17 protein-coding genes and 1 pseudogene are annotated in these 18,114 nt (G+C 40.6%); 1 reads left to right on the top strand and 17 read right to left on the bottom strand.

Translation table 11 applies throughout. The annotated features are described in order from the left end of the window. Positions 1 to 137: 137 nt before the first annotated feature. The 14 genes from Q1J64_RS06835 to Q1J64_RS06900 form a co-directional block, all read right to left on the bottom strand. Positions 138 to 590 (bottom strand): hypothetical protein, encoded by a 453-nt coding sequence (locus tag Q1J64_RS06835; protein ID WP_301108331.1) that lies wholly within the window; start codon positions 588 to 590, stop codon positions 138 to 140. Positions 591 to 857: 267 nt separating this feature from the next. Further along, entirely contained in the window at positions 858 to 1,616 is a 759-nt protein-coding gene (locus tag Q1J64_RS06840) for a hypothetical protein (protein WP_301108332.1), read from the bottom strand. A gap of 87 nt (positions 1,617 to 1,703) precedes the next feature. Further along, positions 1,704 to 2,093 (bottom strand): hypothetical protein, encoded by a 390-nt coding sequence (locus tag Q1J64_RS06845; RefSeq protein ID WP_301108333.1) that lies wholly within the window; start codon positions 2,091 to 2,093, stop codon positions 1,704 to 1,706. A 243-nt stretch (positions 2,094 to 2,336) separates the two neighbouring features. Continuing rightward, a complete protein-coding gene (locus Q1J64_RS06850) occupies positions 2,337 to 2,888 on the bottom strand; it encodes a GNAT family N-acetyltransferase (RefSeq protein WP_301108334.1) in 552 nt (183 codons plus the stop codon). A 243-nt stretch (positions 2,889 to 3,131) separates the two neighbouring features. Next, complete coding sequence (locus tag Q1J64_RS06855; protein ID WP_301108335.1) at positions 3,132 to 3,428, bottom strand: antibiotic biosynthesis monooxygenase family protein; 297 nt, start codon at positions 3,426 to 3,428, stop codon at positions 3,132 to 3,134. Positions 3,429 to 3,567: 139 nt separating this feature from the next. Further along, entirely contained in the window at positions 3,568 to 4,014 is a 447-nt protein-coding gene (dtd, locus tag Q1J64_RS06860; RefSeq protein WP_301108336.1) for a D-aminoacyl-tRNA deacylase, read from the bottom strand. Between the two features lie 20 nt (positions 4,015 to 4,034). Further along, the gene (locus Q1J64_RS06865) at positions 4,035 to 6,233 is read right to left on the bottom strand and encodes a RelA/SpoT family protein (RefSeq protein WP_301108337.1); all 2,199 of its coding nucleotides are present in this window, start codon (positions 6,231 to 6,233) and stop codon (positions 4,035 to 4,037) included. A 139-nt stretch (positions 6,234 to 6,372) separates the two neighbouring features. Continuing rightward, the gene (locus tag Q1J64_RS06870) at positions 6,373 to 6,885 is read right to left on the bottom strand and encodes an adenine phosphoribosyltransferase (protein WP_301108338.1); all 513 of its coding nucleotides are present in this window, start codon (positions 6,883 to 6,885) and stop codon (positions 6,373 to 6,375) included. Further along, positions 6,876 to 8,930, bottom strand: a complete 2,055-nt coding sequence (gene recJ, locus Q1J64_RS06875; protein ID WP_301108339.1) for a single-stranded-DNA-specific exonuclease RecJ — start codon at positions 8,928 to 8,930, stop codon at positions 6,876 to 6,878. The genes Q1J64_RS06870 and recJ overlap by 10 nt, the downstream gene beginning before the upstream one ends. 179 nt (positions 8,931 to 9,109) lie before the next feature. Beyond that, positions 9,110 to 10,993: a group II intron reverse transcriptase/maturase gene (gene ltrA, locus Q1J64_RS06880; RefSeq protein ID WP_483315953.1), complete on the bottom strand. Its 1,884-nt coding sequence runs from the start codon at positions 10,991 to 10,993 to the stop codon at positions 9,110 to 9,112. Between the two features lie 717 nt (positions 10,994 to 11,710). After that, the gene (locus tag Q1J64_RS06885; RefSeq protein WP_301108341.1) at positions 11,711 to 12,001 is read right to left on the bottom strand and encodes a single-stranded DNA-binding protein; all 291 of its coding nucleotides are present in this window, start codon (positions 11,999 to 12,001) and stop codon (positions 11,711 to 11,713) included. Between the two features lie 148 nt (positions 12,002 to 12,149). Further along, the gene (locus Q1J64_RS06890) at positions 12,150 to 12,509 is read right to left on the bottom strand and encodes a LapA family protein (RefSeq protein WP_301108342.1); all 360 of its coding nucleotides are present in this window, start codon (positions 12,507 to 12,509) and stop codon (positions 12,150 to 12,152) included. A gap of 72 nt (positions 12,510 to 12,581) precedes the next feature. Next, positions 12,582 to 14,852, bottom strand: a complete 2,271-nt coding sequence (secDF, locus tag Q1J64_RS06895) for a protein translocase subunit SecDF (RefSeq protein WP_301108343.1) — start codon at positions 14,850 to 14,852, stop codon at positions 12,582 to 12,584. 130 nt (positions 14,853 to 14,982) lie between these two features. Then, a complete protein-coding gene (locus tag Q1J64_RS06900; protein ID WP_301108344.1) occupies positions 14,983 to 15,294 on the bottom strand; it encodes a post-transcriptional regulator in 312 nt (103 codons plus the stop codon). Positions 15,295 to 15,426: 132 nt separating this feature from the next. Between Q1J64_RS06900 and Q1J64_RS06905 the strand changes: the two genes are divergently transcribed. Beyond that, positions 15,427 to 16,941, top strand: a complete 1,515-nt coding sequence (locus Q1J64_RS06905) for a putative polysaccharide biosynthesis protein (protein WP_301108345.1) — start codon at positions 15,427 to 15,429, stop codon at positions 16,939 to 16,941. Here Q1J64_RS06905 and Q1J64_RS06910 read toward each other — a convergent pair. The 3 genes and pseudogenes from Q1J64_RS06910 to Q1J64_RS06920 form a co-directional block, all read right to left on the bottom strand. Continuing rightward, positions 16,938 to 17,573, bottom strand: coding sequence for a DUF421 domain-containing protein (locus tag Q1J64_RS06910; RefSeq protein ID WP_301108346.1), 636 nt, complete (start codon positions 17,571 to 17,573; stop codon positions 16,938 to 16,940). The genes Q1J64_RS06905 and Q1J64_RS06910 overlap by 4 nt on opposite strands. Positions 17,574 to 17,682: 109 nt before the next feature. Then, complete coding sequence (gene yajC / locus Q1J64_RS06915) at positions 17,683 to 17,943, bottom strand: preprotein translocase subunit YajC (protein WP_301108347.1); 261 nt, start codon at positions 17,941 to 17,943, stop codon at positions 17,683 to 17,685. A gap of 50 nt (positions 17,944 to 17,993) precedes the next feature. After that, a pseudogene (locus Q1J64_RS06920) lies at positions 17,994 to 18,114 on the bottom strand (tRNA guanosine(34) transglycosylase Tgt); the annotation flags it as partial.

Raw genomic sequence — 18,114 nt, forward strand, 5'->3', positions numbered from 1 at the left:
TACAATTCGTATAAAGGACTCACTCGTCCAATTTCGCAACCTAGCCCGTTTGAAGCACAAATCTTAATACGATCAAAGCACCCGATTATAGAATAATCTAACTGTATATTTTATGAATGATATTCACTGCCCATTTGCTAATCATTCAATTCAAAAGTGAAATTTCCACCCTGCAAGTCTAATATCATTTCTTCATACTTTTTTACTGACTTTTCATTTTCTATATCGTAACTTACATCACCAGGATAAATTAAAACAAAAACGTCTTCTTTGTTTTCTTCTAACATTTGATATGAAACGGGTAAATCAGTTCCATAATTTAATTCTTCCCATTCTTGGTCTGTGTACTTGTGAATATAAGCAAGTGTTGTAATTTCATTTAATTCAGAAGATATAATTAGACCATATTCATATGGATTAATTTCAAATTCTCCATCCCAACTTTCAGGGAATTCCATACTAAATCCATACTCATCATTGATATATACAGTGTTATCTTTCGTTTTGGAACATCCGGATAAAGTAAATGGTATAAAACTAAAAGTAAGTAGCATAGCTAAAAGAAAAGATACTTTTCTCTTTTTGAACATATTAACAACTCCTTAATATATATTTTAACTTCGGCTAATTCTACAACTGCGCAAATGATTTTTTCAACAAACAATGGCTCTATTCCTGAACAACTTTTATTCAACTAAATCCCCAATGAATAGAACAACTTATTTTCAGCTCTGAAAAGAGGTTAAAATCAACGGTGCTAAGTAACTCCGTCAACATAATTTTTAAATTCAACTTATACAGGTACAATTATATTAATGGTACCTTTAGTAAACTGTTACTTATTTTCAGCATAGTGGTTACTGTTGCTTTTCAACAATTAGCCTTCCTTTTTGCTGGTCGATATTCAATGTGAATTCCTTGCCTTTGTCCAGATTCTTTGTGATAGACTTTCCACCATATTTTTCATCAGTAAAAACAAATACGTAGCCATCACTCTCGACAACTACAAATCCTTCACGCTCTCCCTGTTGTAAATCCACTAAGCCATAACCTTCTTTGGAATAAGTAAACAAAGCAATTGCGGGTGTTTCATCAATTGTTAATGCAAAAGCTGTCAGTTCACCATCAATCCACTCATCTACTTTCGTAATGTTAGAGAGTTTTTTATCCAATGTATAAGGTTCTCCATAAAAATATTCGATTTCCCGCCAAAGTTCTTGCTGTGTTGGATAATCAAGATTTGACCAGCTGCTTGTTTGTGTAACTTGTCCTTTCTTATCTACACGTAACGTTACCCCTATTGCTGGCGTCTTTGTATCACTCACATCAAACTGGCCGACACTATAACCCTGTTCATAATACTCCGGTAAAATAGTAAATTTACGCTCAGGATAATTTTTTGTCAGATAATCAGTAACTTGCTCGTAGCGCTCAGCATGCGTATGCATTTTCATAGTGGGATAGTACAGAATATAACTGATATACCCAATGAGCAAAATGGCGGTCAGTACGACTGCGATATTCTTTCGTCTTCTAAAAATAAACCAAAGTAAGATCGCCAAAGTAAAAACTGGAATACCGATCATAAAAAAATATATAAGTTCACTAGGGTTCATCTGATAACTCCTAACTTTTGAGAGTCTTTTATCATTTTGTTAAAGGTCAGGGCTTAATTCAAGATCGGCGAACATTCTCTAGCTTTTTTAATGTTCTCTGTATGCATTCGGTACCTGAACAACCACATATTTTTTAGTCCACATTTGTGTGGTAACAATTAATTGTTCATCTTCCTTCTCAAAAAATAATCCAGAACCCTCTTTGGACCTAAACTCCCAGCCATTTGAATTCATCATCTGTTTAATATTTTCATCGACTGCCGAATGATCTTTGTTTCTGCTTCTTGTGATATACCAAATAGAATCATCTGCTGCTGCGATCTCTGCGATTTTTTCATCAGAACTCTTTAGTTTTTCCAGTACTTCATTTGCAGATAAATTGTCAATAGGCAGGGAAGGATAGTACGATTTATTTACAAATATATAGACTGCCACGATAACTAAGACTACTCCAAAGATCATTCCAAACCGCTTCACACATACTCACCCTTTAGCTTTTATTTATACGTCTGTAAATCAGTAAGTCTTGGGCATATTTTCGGACATTTCTTGAATGGCGGATTCATGAACCATATTTTCATAATATAGTCTCTTGTATACAGACGGCATTACTTAACGAAAGTTACAATTATTTCCTGAATACTGTTTGGAATTTCTTCATTTCCAAATGTATGTAGCTCTTTTTAAGTCCAGTGTTTCTTCTGCAGCTGCAACTATTTATTAGCGTTCTTCCCACTCATCCCGCAACATCCCCATCTTAATGGCATCATAAAATTGGCCTTCTACCGTTCTGGCATTTCTGATTCGTCCCTCTTCCTGCATCCCAATTTTCTCGGCCACTTTCATCATGCGTATATTTCCTGACCACGTAGACATCCCGAGTCTATGTAAGTCAGTAGCCTGGAAGAGAAAATCGATCCATAATTTATAAGCTTCAAAACCATAACCGCCATTCCAAAAATCTTTGTCATAAATAACAATACCTGTTTCTAGCCAATTGGTATTCTTGTCAATCCAATATGCACTGACAGCTCCAATGAATTTCCCTTCAACTTCGATAAGTAATGTGTCTGGAACATTCGGAAGTATTTCATTATGATTCAATAATTCTTCTGTAAACTGATCTTTTGTTTTCATTTCCTCTGGAATGTAAGGACCGTTCCACTTTTTAGCGGCCTGTTCTTTCTCAATATATTTCCAGTAATAAAAATCCTCTACATCTTTAAGAGTAATTTCTCTTAAAGTAATTTTAGTACCAACTATTTTGATCATAAATTTCCATCATTCTCCTTAATCGACTTTAATGAGTTTTCTAATCTAGTTTTCCATTTATTGAGGCATGAATTTTTATGCATTTTATCACTATTCATTTTCCTATAGTTAAGCAAACATCGTTATTTTCTAAAATCAATTTTGGGTATTCATTATTTGTAAGGAACTTTCGAACAAATTTATCACGGACTGGAATACTTCTGTTTTCTACTCTATATAAGCCCCTTAGTCTAGTATATCTGATTATGTAAAGCTGACCTTTTGAAAGTGTTCAACAACAGGAAAGGGTTCGTAAAAATGATGTAAAATCCGTTTCCATTCCATATATTCTGCGGATTGACGGAATCCAATGGTGTGGTCCTCTACACTTACCCATCTCACCAAAAGTAAATACTTCCCCTCAACTTCTATACATCTTTGCAATTCATGAGAAATGTATCCTTTCATAGAAGAAATAATAGACGAGGCCACGCGAAAAGCTTCTTCAAATTCCTCTTGCATCCCTTCTTTTACTTCTAACATTGCTCCTTCAAGAATCATGACAATAACCCCCTGTTTATATTTAAAATCCATATTCATACGTTATGGCGGAAGAATAGGTTTCCTTATTTAGAAAAAATAATTATTTTACGCAAATTATTTTTGAGAATAAAAAAAGCACCGAAAAAGTCGGTGCTCATTACCCTTGCGGAGATTCTATAATCAAAGTAACAGGTCCATCATTCGTTAACTGGACCTCCATCATCGCGCCGAACTGTCCTGTTTCTACGTTCAGCCCTAGTTCGCGCAGCTGTTCATTAAAGTATTCCCACAACGGCTCCGCTTGATCCGGGCGAGCTGCCTGGATAAAGCTGGGGCGTCTGCCCTTTTGAACATTGCCGTATAATGTGAACTGGGAGACAGATAAAATACTGCCTGCCACTTCATCAATTGAACGGTTCATTTTGCCTTCCTCATCTTCATAAATGCGCAGCCCTGCGATCTTCTTTGCGATGTAGGCTGCGTCTTTTTCCGTGTCTTTATGTGTAATTCCAACTAATAATACATAGCCTTTTTCGATCGAGCCGATGATTTCTCCATCTACGACGACAGAGGCATCTTTTGCTCGCTGCAATAGTACCCGCATTAGTAAGCCTCGCTTTCGTATTAGTTCATCACTCGTTCAACCGAATACACATCTTTAATCTGTTTGATTTTCTCGACTGTCCGTTGTAAATGTGTGATGTTCTTAATCTTAATTGACATATGAATATGTGCAATGTCGTCTTTATCTGCTTTGCCGCTGACTGCAATAATTGGTGTGGACATATCTGCCACGACCATCATTACTTCATTCAGCAGGCCTTGCCTGTCGAACGCCGAAATTTCAATATCTACCTGGAATTCTTTACGGCTTTCTTCATCCGACATCGCCCATTTCACATCGATCAACCGTTCACTCTCGCCACCTTCAGAAAGAATGTTCGTACAGTCTGTTCTATGCACGGAAACACCCCGCCCTCTTGTAATGAAACCAACAATCTCATCTCCTGGTACTGGGTTACAACATTTAGAAATACGAATCAGCATATTGTCTATATCTTTAACGATTACGCCGGATTCCGTTTGTTTATCCGGCTGAGGTGTTTTCATATCAGAAACAATTTTATCAAGTGTTTCCTGTTTCTCACGTTCTCTGCGCAAACGTTCAGCCAACCGGTTAACGACCTGTTGAGCGGTAATGCCACCAGAACCTACAGCAGCATACATATCTTCTTCTGAAGCAAAACTAAACTTATCGATTGTCCGTTGAATATTCGCATGACTCAGTGCTTCTTTCGCATCGTAATCCTGCGACTTCAACTCTTTCTCGACCATTTCGCTGCCTTTTATAATGTTTTCATCACGCAGCTGTTTTTTGAAATACTGACGAATTTTATTTTTCGCCTGCGACGTATGCGCAATCTTCAGCCAGTCTCGGCTAGGACCGAATGACTGCTTGGACGTCAGTATTTCTACGATGTCGCCAGTCTCTAGGGAAGAATCCAATGGAACAATCTTCCCGTTTACTTTGGCACCTGTTGTCCGATTTCCCACTTCCGAATGAACACGATAGGCAAAGTCAATTGGCACTGATCCTGTTGGCAGTTCCACTACATCACCGTTTGGCGTAAACACATAGACCATATCTGAAAATAAATCGAACTTCAGCGATTCCATAAATTCCTGTGCATTGGAAGATTCATTTTGAATCTCTAAAATCTCACGGAACCAAGTAAGTTTTGAATCAATATCATTTGAAGGATTAGCCATTTTCTTTCCTTCTTTATAAGCCCAGTGCGCAGCGACACCAAATTCAGAAATTCTATGCATTTCTTCTGTACGAATCTGTACTTCCAGCGGATCACCAGCAGGACCGACAACGGTCGTATGGATAGATTGATATAGATTCTGCTTCGGCATCGCGATATAGTCTTTAAAACGACCTGGCATTGGCTTCCAGAGTGTATGGATAATACCGAGCGCCGCATAGCAGTCTTTGATACTTTTGACCACAATACGTACAGCCAGCAAGTCATATATTTCAGTAAATTCTTTTTTTTGAATGACCATTTTTTGATAGATAGAATATAAATGTTTCGGTCTGCCATGCATTTCTGCAGCGATGCCCATATTATCAAGTTCGACACGCATCTGCTCCATGACGTCCTGTAAATACTGTTCGCGTTCAGTCCGCTTTTGCTTCATCAGATTGACAATGCGGTAATATTGCTGTGGGTTGGAGTAACGCAGCGCAATATCTTCAAGTTCCCATTTGATTGTGGAAATACCAAGACGGTGAGCGAGCGGAGAAAAGATTTCCAAAGTCTCTTCTGATACACGGCGCTGTTTCGCAGCCGACACATGCTTCAAAGTACGCATATTATGCAGACGGTCTGCCAGTTTAATTAAAATAACCCGGATATCCTGAGCCATCGCAATAAACATTTTTCTATGGTTTTCTGCTTGTTTTTCTTCATTAGACTTAAATTTTAATTTATCGAGCTTGGTGACGCCGTCTACTAGCATCGCTACTTCGTCTCCAAAGTCGCGGATGATGTCTTCCCGACTAACTTCTGTATCTTCCACTACATCATGAAGGAAGCCGGCAGCGACGGTTTCAGGATCCATTTGTAGCTCAGCTAAGATGCCAGCCACTTGAATCGGATGGTTGATGTATGGCTCACCTGAACTTCTAAACTGTCCTTCATGAGAAGTTTTTGCAACGTCGAATGCTTTCTTGATAAAGTCAACGTGTTCTTCGTTCATGTATTTGGCGACAAGCTCAAATATATCTTGTTCTGTCATGTCTTGATTTTTCGCCATTCTCTTACCCCTTTCAACCTGTTCCGAAGTTCTAATTAATTATTACTATACTATGTATTTTAACACTTAAATGTATAATGAATCAATCTCACGGCTTGTATATAGTAAGAATCCCCCGCATATGCGGAGGATTCTCTGCTCAATACGTTATTAACGCACGAATGTCATGATTGTTCAATTTTGCACGACCGTTTAAGTATGAAAGCTCAATTAAGAAAGCACAGCCAGCAACGACTCCGCCTAATTTCTCTACTAACTCAACAGTTGCACCTACTGTTCCGCCTGTTGCAAGCAAATCATCAACGATCAGTACACGCTGACCCGGTTTGATTGCATCATGGTGAATCGTCAATTCATCTTTCCCGTACTCCAAATCATAGAACACAGAAATGGTTTCACGAGGCAGCTTTCCAGGCTTACGCACCGGGGCAAAACCCACCTGCAAAGCATAAGCAACCGGACATCCAATGATGAATCCGCGCGCTTCAGGCCCGACAATAATATCTACGTCAAGATCTTTCGCATATTCTACGATTTGGTCGGTCGCATATTTATAGGCTTCTCCGTTATCCATAATCGTGGTAATGTCTTTAAAGCTGACTCCCGGTTTTGGATAGTCATCTACGACTGTTACAAACTTTTTTAAATCCACAATTTTTCCTCCTCAACAGCTTCCACACGTAATGTGTTGAATAGCTTCTTCAGGTCCTGATAAGGTGCATAAAGAAGTAGCTCTTCTAATTTAATTTGCTGTTGGCGTTTTTGATAAGACGGCGCTTCTGCCAGATCACGTTTACCAGCAGAGTCCATCATAGTGACTTCACCATTCACTAGTGTAACAAATTCCAGCTCATAAAACACTTTTGTCATGAATTTTATCATATCTTTTTTCCAGCCTTTATGTTTGGAAAGCAATTCAATTTGATTTTCTAGATGAAATGACCCTCTCTTTTTCAAAAAGCTGTAATACCAGCCAAATTGCTCGCGGTCCGGGATCTTTTCAAAGTACATCGGATCTTTTACATATAAATGCAAATATACACGATTCGCCTGTGTAGAAGACATTGCTTGTTTCAATTGATCTTCATTCTGTGGCATATCTAATAACACGATCGAATCTGCAGTTGTCACCGTATCCCTTCCAACTAACTGGACTGGCCGATTGCTTAAAAACGGTGTGAAATGATGGATCGCCTGTTCTGAAAACGCCAGATAATTAGCGTTTTCAGGTATCAACGGAAGCCATCTTGCAGGTTCACGCACACCACGGTAATCAAATAGCTGCCATTCATCACATTTAATATCCTCTACCAATAATTGCGCCTTTTTACGCCCGTTCCATTCATTGATCTGCAAGTCTCCTGTCAAACTCAGCTTGCTGTTTGGAGCCATCTCGTCAGCGAGAGCTCCTGCGCCGAAATGAATCGCGTCTATGCGCTCAACCCCGTCTCCCATCTCAAGTTTCAGATGATCTTTCGACGCACCGATTTTCCGTGCAGAAACGGTCTCTAAATCCTCCAACAGGAAAACAGGTTTTGGGAATCCCATGCCAAAGGGACGGATCATTTCAAGCGCTTCGATGGAGGCGATATCTATTTCATCGAGCTTCAACGGGACATCAATAGACAATTTAGGCTGCAATAATTCTTCAGTCAGAACTTCCTTCGCCTGTTCGTTCAGATTACTGCGCAGCAGATCAACGTCTTCTACTTTCAGCGACATGCCTGCAGCCATTTCGTGACCGCCAAAATGCGCTAGAATCTCTGCGCTTTTCTTTAGTTCTTTATACAAATTAAATCCTTCAATACTACGGGCAGAACCTTTGGCTGTGCCTGTTTCGGGATCGATCGACAGCACAATGGAAGGCCGGTAAAATTTCTCCGTTAGTCTAGAAGCGACAATTCCTACAACTCCTGGATTCCAGTCTTCCCCTTCAATGACAAATACATACGGAATATTATCGCCATAGCGCACTTGAATTTGCTCTTCTGCTTCTTTAGCGATTTCCTTGACCAGTTGCTGACGCTCTTTATTGAGTTCATTGAGTTCTTCCGCGATGCCGAGTGCCTGCGTTTCATCTTCAGATTTCAGCAAATGAACCGCGGGGTCTGCATCACCAAGACGGCCTGGAGCGTTCAGTCTAGGACCAATTGTAAAGCCAATAGTTTCTTCAGACAGGGCATCCTGCTCATGACCGCTTACCTGCATTAACGCTTTAATTGCCGGCCTTTTCGAACGTCGCAATCTGCGGATTCCTTCTTTCACAGCATATCGATTTTCATCCTGCAGAGGAACCAGGTCGGCCACAGTGCCAATTGCTACAAATTCCAATAAATCTAACGGCGGCTCTCCGAGTAGTGCCGAAGCCAGCTTAAACGCCACACCTACTCCTGCGAGCTCGCCAAAGGGATAACTACCTTCCGGATGGCGCGGATGAATGACAGCATCTGCTGCCGGAAGCTCATCCCCCATTTCGTGATGGTCTGTGACTATGACTGTCATCCCCAGTGATTTGGCGAAGGCGATTTCGTCGATACCTGATATCCCGTTATCTACCGTAATCAATATTTCTGTACCTTCAATATGTAGTTGTTCGAAATAGTCCTTATTCGGCCCGTAGCCGTGTTCAAATCGATTCGGTATAGCGAAATTCACCTTCGCGCCAAGACGCTCGAGAGCGGTCGTCAGCACCGTCACGCTAGTTACGCCGTATAGTGATAGGTAAACCTTTGAAAGTTATCTCCGGCTTTTCCCCCACTTCACACCGTGCGTGAGACTTTCACCTCACACGGCGTTCCATCGAAAAATTTCAAAGCTTTGGTAATCTACATAACTTAACAGAATTCACTTGTTCGTTGGTATGTCTAATCGTCCAATTAGAGTGTTACTTGCTGTAGTTCCAGTTTCTTTCGTAGCGTATTTATTTTATTCAGGCTTTGTGAGTTGGGTATTAACTTTTTATACTTTGAGATTATTTCTTCATCTTTTGCATGGATTAAGATGTGAATGTCTTTATCAACGAGACAGAGGTTGTTATATTGGTCAGTACCACCTTGCAACCGTGGTACTTTATGATGGCAATGAATCGTCATCGGATTTAACATTTGCCCTGTTACGTGGCATTTCCCTCTTTGTGCACAGTATAATGCAATACGATTATCGTTGTACTCTATACTTCGCTGTGGAATTGGATGCTCCATCAGAAAACGAAGTATACTGATATCAACAGTCGCCAGATTTTTGTGAATTTCTTCTCTGCCTTCTTTTGTATATGCATTAACTGTGTTACGCTTCATCATCGGATTCTTATGTTTAATAAATCCAATTGGAAGTAGCGGATCTCGTGATATAAATCTTAATTGTTTGCTCTTCCCATATTCTTTCTTAATAAAATCAGATGTTATCACACCTGTTTTCTTAATTCGCCTTTTCATACGATGGTCTTTCATACATGCATTCACTTCGTATGCAATGTTCCCCATGTCTTCGGAAATCATTGTAGCGGTACGGAAATATTGATGAAGTCCTATTACAGTCGAGTTGTAGAGTGCTATTTTTTTTGCTTGGTCGTTAACACCGCTATCATAACGAATACCGTTTATGATTTGCTTCAAGTTTTTCTTTGTGCGTTGAACTGCTTTGTCGCACATATGACTTTTCACAACCCATTTCTCACCTTTTGGAATTAACTTCATCTTAAACCCTAGGAATTCTGAGTAGTCATTTTTGAGATTCACTATTTTTGATTTGTCTTCGCTTATTTCTAAACCAAGTCTTTCTTTCAGCCATTTTTGTACTGCGATAAATAATCTTTTGGCGTGATTAGGATTACTGCAAAAGATTTTGAAATCATCTGCATATCGAACAATATAACACTCTTTCAAGTTAGTTTTACGTAACGATTTATATTGATTTCCTTTGTCCGTGGAATTCCCACGATCTTCACGTCTGATTATTTTATCTTCGCAGATAGGGATTGTCTCCCACTGGCTTTCAATCCAACGATCAAGTTCATTAAGAACAATATTAGATAATAATGGAGATAGGATGCCACCTTGTGGCGTACCTTTCTCATTCTCAATGATTCGACCATCCGGCAACTTGATTTTTGCTTTAAGCATTTTCGAAATAATAGTGAGTAAATTCTTATCTTGAATACCCATTGCCCACATTTGTTTTAACAACTTGGCATGGGACACATTGTCGAAAAAACCTTTAATGTCGATATCGATTACATATGACATTTTTGAATTCTGCATAAGACGATAACTTTGAGCTATCGCATTCTCTACTGAGCGGTTCGGTCTAAATCCATGACTTCTCCCCGAGAATTTTGCTTCCACTATGGGTTCAAGAATTTGCAATATACATTGTTGGACTATCCTATCCCAAATAGCGGGAATTCCTAAAGGTCTAATTTTTCCATTTGGCTTTGGTATTTCTACTCGTCTAACTGCTTTCGGTTTATAATCTCGCAGTTTGTTTCTAACAAAACCAACAAATTGCTCCTCGGTCAGCTCGGAAATATGATCGATTGTTCGACCATCTACGCCAGCCGTTTTGCTGCCTGTATTTTTCTTGATATTTCGATACGCCAACTTAATGTTTTCAACTGAACTAATCATGGACATTAAGTTTTTAAAAGAACTGTCATTTTTGCTTTGTTCATACAACATGTCAAATGTATCTTGCATGTGATAATACTCTGCGTTTCTGAGCTTGGACTTTTTAACATGTTTAACGATTTGTGAATTTGCCACAGACATCAACCCCTCTCTCAAGTGGTGATTCTTTTAGTCATACTCGAATCTGTGTCTGTTATGCATTTATAAGTCTTTGAAATTTCCGACTAGAGCCTATTCCTCCACCACTTATTATCATGGTTTCAAAGGTACTATGGCTCCACTCTCACGAATGGTAAATCAGTTTTAATAGGTCGCCCCTTTATATACCGAACTGCTTCGTAGGTAGGTTAATACCTCCACATCCTTCGCTTTCCACGTTCCAATTTCTTTATCCTTACATATATCCTTAGGTTTCTCCTATGGTCCTGTATGCTTGAACTTGCCTATAACAAGTTATGGGGTTTCATAACGCCAGATTTTTACTCGCCCACACATACGATGGCACTGCCACCTGTCACATTTCTGTGACAACTACGTCTAGACCCGTACATTCAGAGATTCGTCAGTGCTTATGCAGCACATTCTAACCATAGATACTTTATGGACTCCCGGCATATAGGAAACACCATCCACCTCTGGACAGTTTTCGTGTCAGGTACTCGCTATGCTTTCCCTAACTTACGGTATCTCTCTGCCGACTTCACCGAGCTTCACACCTTTCAATTTAACCATTGAGAAGGCATGTCGGAGTATTAGAGTAGGCGTTTCAAGGCGTTACCCAATCATTCCACCTATCAAGAAATCAGTTCTCCTAGGGATTTTAAGCGACTCCCTAGTGTCTAACCTTTTCAGTTAGAAACGTGTCGCACCCGCGTCATAATCTCCATATACCGTAATTTGCTGCTGTTCATTTATAGCTGTTCTCAAAAGATCAACTGACTTTTCCATATCAAATAATAAATAGGGGTCATGCAGACTGGTTTCATCCATCTGCAAATAACCGGCCGCCTGCACACTGTCTGTTACATTTCTGGCTACCAAAATTTTCGCAAGCATTGCAGACACATTCAGATCTGCTGAAAGTTGTGCAACAAGTTGTTCATCTGGACGGTCAATCTGCCATCTTTTTTTGGATCGTATCATTACTCTCACATCCTCTTCTCGTATTATATCGAATATGACAGTAGACGGAAAGGAAACTACCTAAATCACGCTCGGTGTGATTGCGCCTGAATTTTATCTAAATACATATAAAAGAACAGGCGACTGTTCTAGCTCACCTGTTCTAAACTCATAAACTGTCTGGCGGAAGGATTTCTGCCTCTACCGCGGGGATTCTGTCCCGCAACTCCAAGATTCGTTCGTCTTTTTCCTGAATCTGTCTTCTCTGCATAGTCAACTCTTCTTCTTTATCCTGCAACTGCTTCTCCAGCGCTTTCAGTCTTCGACCGTTTTTATACGATTTAAATATCGCAACGAAGCCGCTGATTAAAGCCCCGAGTAAAGCAGAACCTAAAATAATCAGTACAAGTGGAATCATTTCTGTTCCGAACAAGAAATTGACAGGTACTGAATCCACATTAAATACTGCGAACAACGCGATGATAATAGCAAATAACAAACTGAGCAAAATAGTCCATTGGAATTTCATCCGACTCATTCCTCCTATCAAAAAAACAGAGTATACCGAAGTATACCCTGTTCGTCATATAGTTCAAACGTCTTAAACAACTGGTTCGTCTGAGCCCCATTGTTTTTTCTCTTTTTCCACTTTCAGTCCGCCACTCTTCTTGATTTGTTTCTTCTTCAGATCAAACCAGATCTGAGTCGAAATGAAGATAGAAGAATACGTACCTGCAAGTAAACCGATCAATAATGCAATCGAGAACGGACGAATGGATTCTGCACCAAGTGCCATTAATGCAACCACAACAAAGATAACGGTTAAGACTGTATTGACTGAACGCCCAAGTGTTTGTCGCAAGGATTTATTGACGATATCCGCCAATTCATTTTCGTTGTCGATATGTTTGGAACGGTTCAGGTTTTCACGAATCCGGTCAAACGTAACAATCGTATCGTTGATGGAATAACCGATAATTGTTAAGACAGCAGCAATGAAAGTGATATCTACTTCAAGTCGCAATATACTAAATACCGCAATCATGAAGAAAGCATCGTGAAGCAGTCCGATAATCGCCGACAGACCCATACGCCACTCGAAACGCAGTGCAACGTAAATGATAATTCCAAAAGCTGCGATAGCCAAGGCTTTGATAGCATTTTTCACGAGTTCTTTACCAACAGTATCCGAAACAGTGGAGACGTTCGGTTCTGCTCCATAAATCCCGCTTAAAGCTTTTTTGATTTTATTGACTTCTTCTTGTGAGAAATCTTCTTTGTAACGGGCAACCGCAATATTTTTCTGATCGCCTGAAATGACGACATCTGTTGTCGGATGTCCAATTTCTTCTAATTGCTTCGTCACTTTCGCTTCGTCTAACTGATGTTCAGCCAGCACTTCAACACGCGTACCACCTGAGAAGTCAATTCCCAGATTTAATTTGAAGACACCAAGCATGATAGCACCGACAAGTAAAAGCACGATAGAAATCGTATAGAAGCGTTTTCTGGAATGAACAAAATCGAAACGGTCAAATTTCGTAGATAGATCTAATGTCTCTAGTTCTTCATCTGCCGAATGAACTCGTTTCTTCGACAGACCGAACCAGCCTACTTTATGATCCAGGATGCCGCTGTGTACAAGCAATCCGAGCAATAGGCGAGATCCCCAGACAGCTGTAATGAAGCTGACCAGAATACTGATAATAAGCATTGTTGCGAACCCTTTAACAGAGCTTGTCCCAAAAACGAACAATACGATAGCTGCTAATAGAGTAGTAACGTTAGCATCCAAAATAGCAGTGAACGAAGATTTCGCTCCGGCCGTAAAGGACGATTTGACGGATTTTCCGACACGCAGTTCTTCTTTGATTCGCTCATAGGTGATGATATTGGCATCGACTGCCATACCGACCCCAAGCATCAGAGCCGCGATTCCCGGAAGTGTTAATACCCCGTTGATCAGCGTAAATACCAACAAGATCAAGAAGATATAAACAGATAGTGTAACGACTGCGATAATACCTGGCAAACGGTAATAAAGTGCCATAAAGATAAAGATTAAGCTGACACCAACGATGCCGGCAAATACAGTCTTATCAAGTGCCTGTTCACCAAATTGCGCTCCGACAGAAGTTGAATAGATCTCCTCAAGTTCCACTGGAAGTGCACCGGCGTTCAAAATACCGGCTAGATTCTTTGTCTCTTCAATAGAGAAGTTTCCGGAAATTTCAACGTTTGATGAATTGATTGTTTTTGATACGTACGGAGCGGAAATAAATGCAGGATCTGGCTTAGCTGCTTCTTCTTTGAATGAGCTTTTGCCTTCAGCAAAGTCCAACCAGATAACCAACATATTGTCTGGCTTCTTTTCTACAATTTTAGATGTAACTTCTCCAAACTTATTCGGATCCTTCATTTCAAGTGTAACAACCGGATTGTTGTTTTCATCGAAATTGGCTTTTGCTTTGCCTTCTTTCAAATCATTTCCGTCAAGCATCAGATTATCATCCGCATCACGGAATGAAAGATTAGCCTGAGTGGACAGCAATTCACGGGCAGACTCTTGATCTTCTACCCCGGCAAGCTGAACTCGAATCCGGTTGTTCGATTCGATTTGAATGCTTGGTTCACTGACCCCGAGCACGTCGATCCGGTTCGTCAATGCACGTGCGGTATCTGCTACCATTGACTCCGTAATCTTCTGTCCGTCGTCCTTCAGCGGTTTTACCTGGTACAGAACTTCGAAACCGCCTTGTAAGTCAAGGCCTAGCTTGACGTCTTTTAAAATCGGATTTGTCGTTGAAAACACCGTTGATGCCAATATTACAACCAGCAGCAAAAACGCGACAATCCTGCCTCTGTTTTTCATATTTCCTTTTCCCCCTCATATACTAGAGCGGCACAGCACTTGTTATGTACTTCGTTCTCTCATTGTACGACATACCAATTATGAAACAGTAGGAACTCTGTGTCAAATACTTCACGATAACAATTTACAATCAATCGGCTTTCCTTGGTGAAAACAAAATTGCCCGTTCTTCTTCACTTAATTCTGGAAAGGCGCTGCTATTGCGCTGAGCCTCTGTCTGGGTGTACGTCATGAATTGCGCGGGAGATAATTTGAATAAATCTTGAACAATTTCATGAGGACGCATAGCGGCTATATCTTTCCTTTTCCACTTCTTTTCTACGAGATAATCCCACAAACCTTTTTCTGTCACAACTGAGTAGCCGTAAAAATGAAATTCATTCTTTTTACTTTCCAGCGCCGGAAACATATGTGTATACAAGTCTTTCATTTGTTGATTCATGCCACTTCACCCCTCGTCCGTTTGTTGCGGAATAATCCTGATTATAGCACATACACTTAACTATATTTGGGATTCCCAACCCTTATCCATAGTGTAGCTGAAAAGGTGGGAGTTGAGAAGGAGTTGTTTTCAGTGTCTTCATTTATACGCGGGACAATCTTTTTAATGGCTGCTGTTTTCCTGTCAAAACTGCTCGGTTTTGTCTACCGAATTCAATTTATGCGTGTAGCTGGAGAAGAAACCGTCGGAATCTACATGACTGCTTATCCTGCATTTGTGTTTTTCCTTTCGCTGGTCCAGCTCGGCGTGCCGATTGCTATGGCGAAAGTGATTGCCGAATTAAAAGCCCAGGGCAGCCTGCAGATGCGGCAGGTAATGAAAACTTCCTCAGTCATTACAATAATTGCCGGAGCTATCTTTTTGCCGTTATGTATTTTATTTATACCATTTTTATCAGGAAACTTGCTGGGAAATGAAGCGACTTCTTCGGCATTGTATGTAGCAATCGCAATTGTTCCCATTGCAGCAATCGGCGGATTAATAAGAGGATATTTCCAAGGAATATCACGGATTGAAGAAACGGCTTGGGCACAAGTCATCGAACAAATCTTCCGGATTTTATTGATTACTTGGATGCTTCCTTACATATTGGCGCCGAACGATCCGATGATTAACGCAGCTTATGCAATGGGAGTCACATTTTTAGCGGAAGTGGTTTCTGTATTGTATTTGCTATACAAATACAAACAGTATCAGCGTACACAGCCTAAGTTACGCGAAAAACAGCCCAGCTATCCAATGAAGCCGATTTTAGGGGTTGCGCTTCCCTCTTCTGGCAGCCGGTTATTTGGCACATTTACGTGGTTTTTAGAGCCTATTATTTTCTTGCGCGCACTCAGTCTGGCCGGTGTCGGAACAGTGGCCGCCACTTCCCTTTACGGCGTCATATCAGGTGTACTCATTCCATTATTGCTGTTTCCGGCGTTTATTCCCTATGCACTGTCCGTTGTACTCGTACCGGCAGTAAGCGGAGCAGCTGCTTCGAGCAACGTCAAAAAACTGCAGGAGCGCATCCATCTCGCGCTGCGTTTATCCGCTTTAACCGGCGCTTTTGCCGCTACAGTATTTTATATTCATGGGGAGGACTTAGCTGTTAAGTTATTCCATGTCACAGCGGGAGCCGGCTATATGACACTCTTAGCTCCTATTTTCTTCTTTTATTATATTCAGAGCCCGTTGTATTCTATTTTACAGGCAACCGGTGACGCCAAGGCCGGCATGATGAACTCGGTTTACGGAGGCATCGCAAAACTTGCGGTCATGTTCATTCTCGCTTCACAGCCCGGACTGCAGGAAACCGGTGCCGTGCTCGCCATTGGTTTCGGCGTACTAGTCACATCATTTCTTCATATCGCGACCATCAGACAAAATAAAGCGACAGCAACAGGCTTCTCCATGTTTGCGATGACATATGCTGCATTTTTGATGACCGCGATCATGCGCCCGATTTTCATACCGGTTGGATCGTATCATCTGTTTACGGAATGCGTCATCACGTCCGTGGTTTTATTAGTGCTGCTATTGCTGACAGGGCAAATCAAAAAAAGGGACTGGATTATGCTGCGCAATTTAGTGAAACGCTACTAACTCTCTTTCATCTGTACTTTCACTTGGCCTTGTTCATAGGAGCAATAGAAAATGTTGCTAATATCTGTGATTTTTTCATCTTTCAATTTTTCCATCAGCCATTCCTCTGTCTTATCGATGAGCTTGAGATGTTCCGGCTGAATTTCTCCGTCGAGAATTAAACCGACAATCGGCAAATCACCGTCTTTTGTGAAAACGGACAAATTTCCGGAAGGTTCTAAGTACGCAAACGTTACATTATGGATAGAACCAACTTGATTCTCTCGAAGCTGCTGAAACAGGTCATCCAAATTATAGCGCTGTTTCCGCATTTCCAATTCTTGAATCTGTCCATTTTTAATAATTAATGAAGGATCTCCATCAACTAAATCGCGGAATTTTTTATTTTTCAATGAAATCAATGAGGAAATATATTGTATAGCAAGTAGCAGTAAAATAGGCAGAACCCCTTCAATGATCGGCTTCTTTGGTGACTCCACGATCATCGCAGCGACTTCTGCCATAATGATAAAGACGACAATATCGATGACACCCATCTCGCCAACTTCTCGCTTCCCCATGAGCCGCAACGTAATCAATAAAAAGATATAAAGAAAAATCGTGCGAATACCGATAATCCATAATTCATGCATTGCATATCTGCCTCCTGACAATCCTAGTGTTCCTAGTGTCAGCTAATCTATACGCAAGCATACAAAAAAGCGGCAATCTATGGACATCCCACTAGATAACCGCTTTTTATCAGTTTGTAATAACTCTTCCTACTGCCTGCTTATCAAAACGCAAAACTGTAGTGTCTGCTACACGTAAAAATATAGAAGTTTCATCAACTGCATCAACTGTTCCATGCAGACCACCGATTGTCACCACTTCATCTCCGCGCTTTAAGCTAGTTTGCATCTCTTTCGCTGCTTTCTGTCTCTTCTGAGCAGGACGAATGAGTAAAAACCACATAATCGCTACCATAAGTACTAACGTGAAAATACCACCGTATTGTTCCATCATTTTATATCTTCCCCCTTCCTAAAGCATCAAATTTTATTATACAAGATTTAAAAGTTTTTTGCATTCGGTTTGTTGAAACCATACTGCTCAAAAAACTCTTCACGGAAATCGCCGAGACGATCTTCCCGAATGGCCTGACGTATTTGCTCCATCAAATTCAGCAAAAAG

This window comes from Sporosarcina sp., from assembly GCF_029257255.1.
In the GTDB taxonomy this organism is placed as follows: domain Bacteria; phylum Bacillota; class Bacilli; order Bacillales_A; family Planococcaceae; genus Sporosarcina.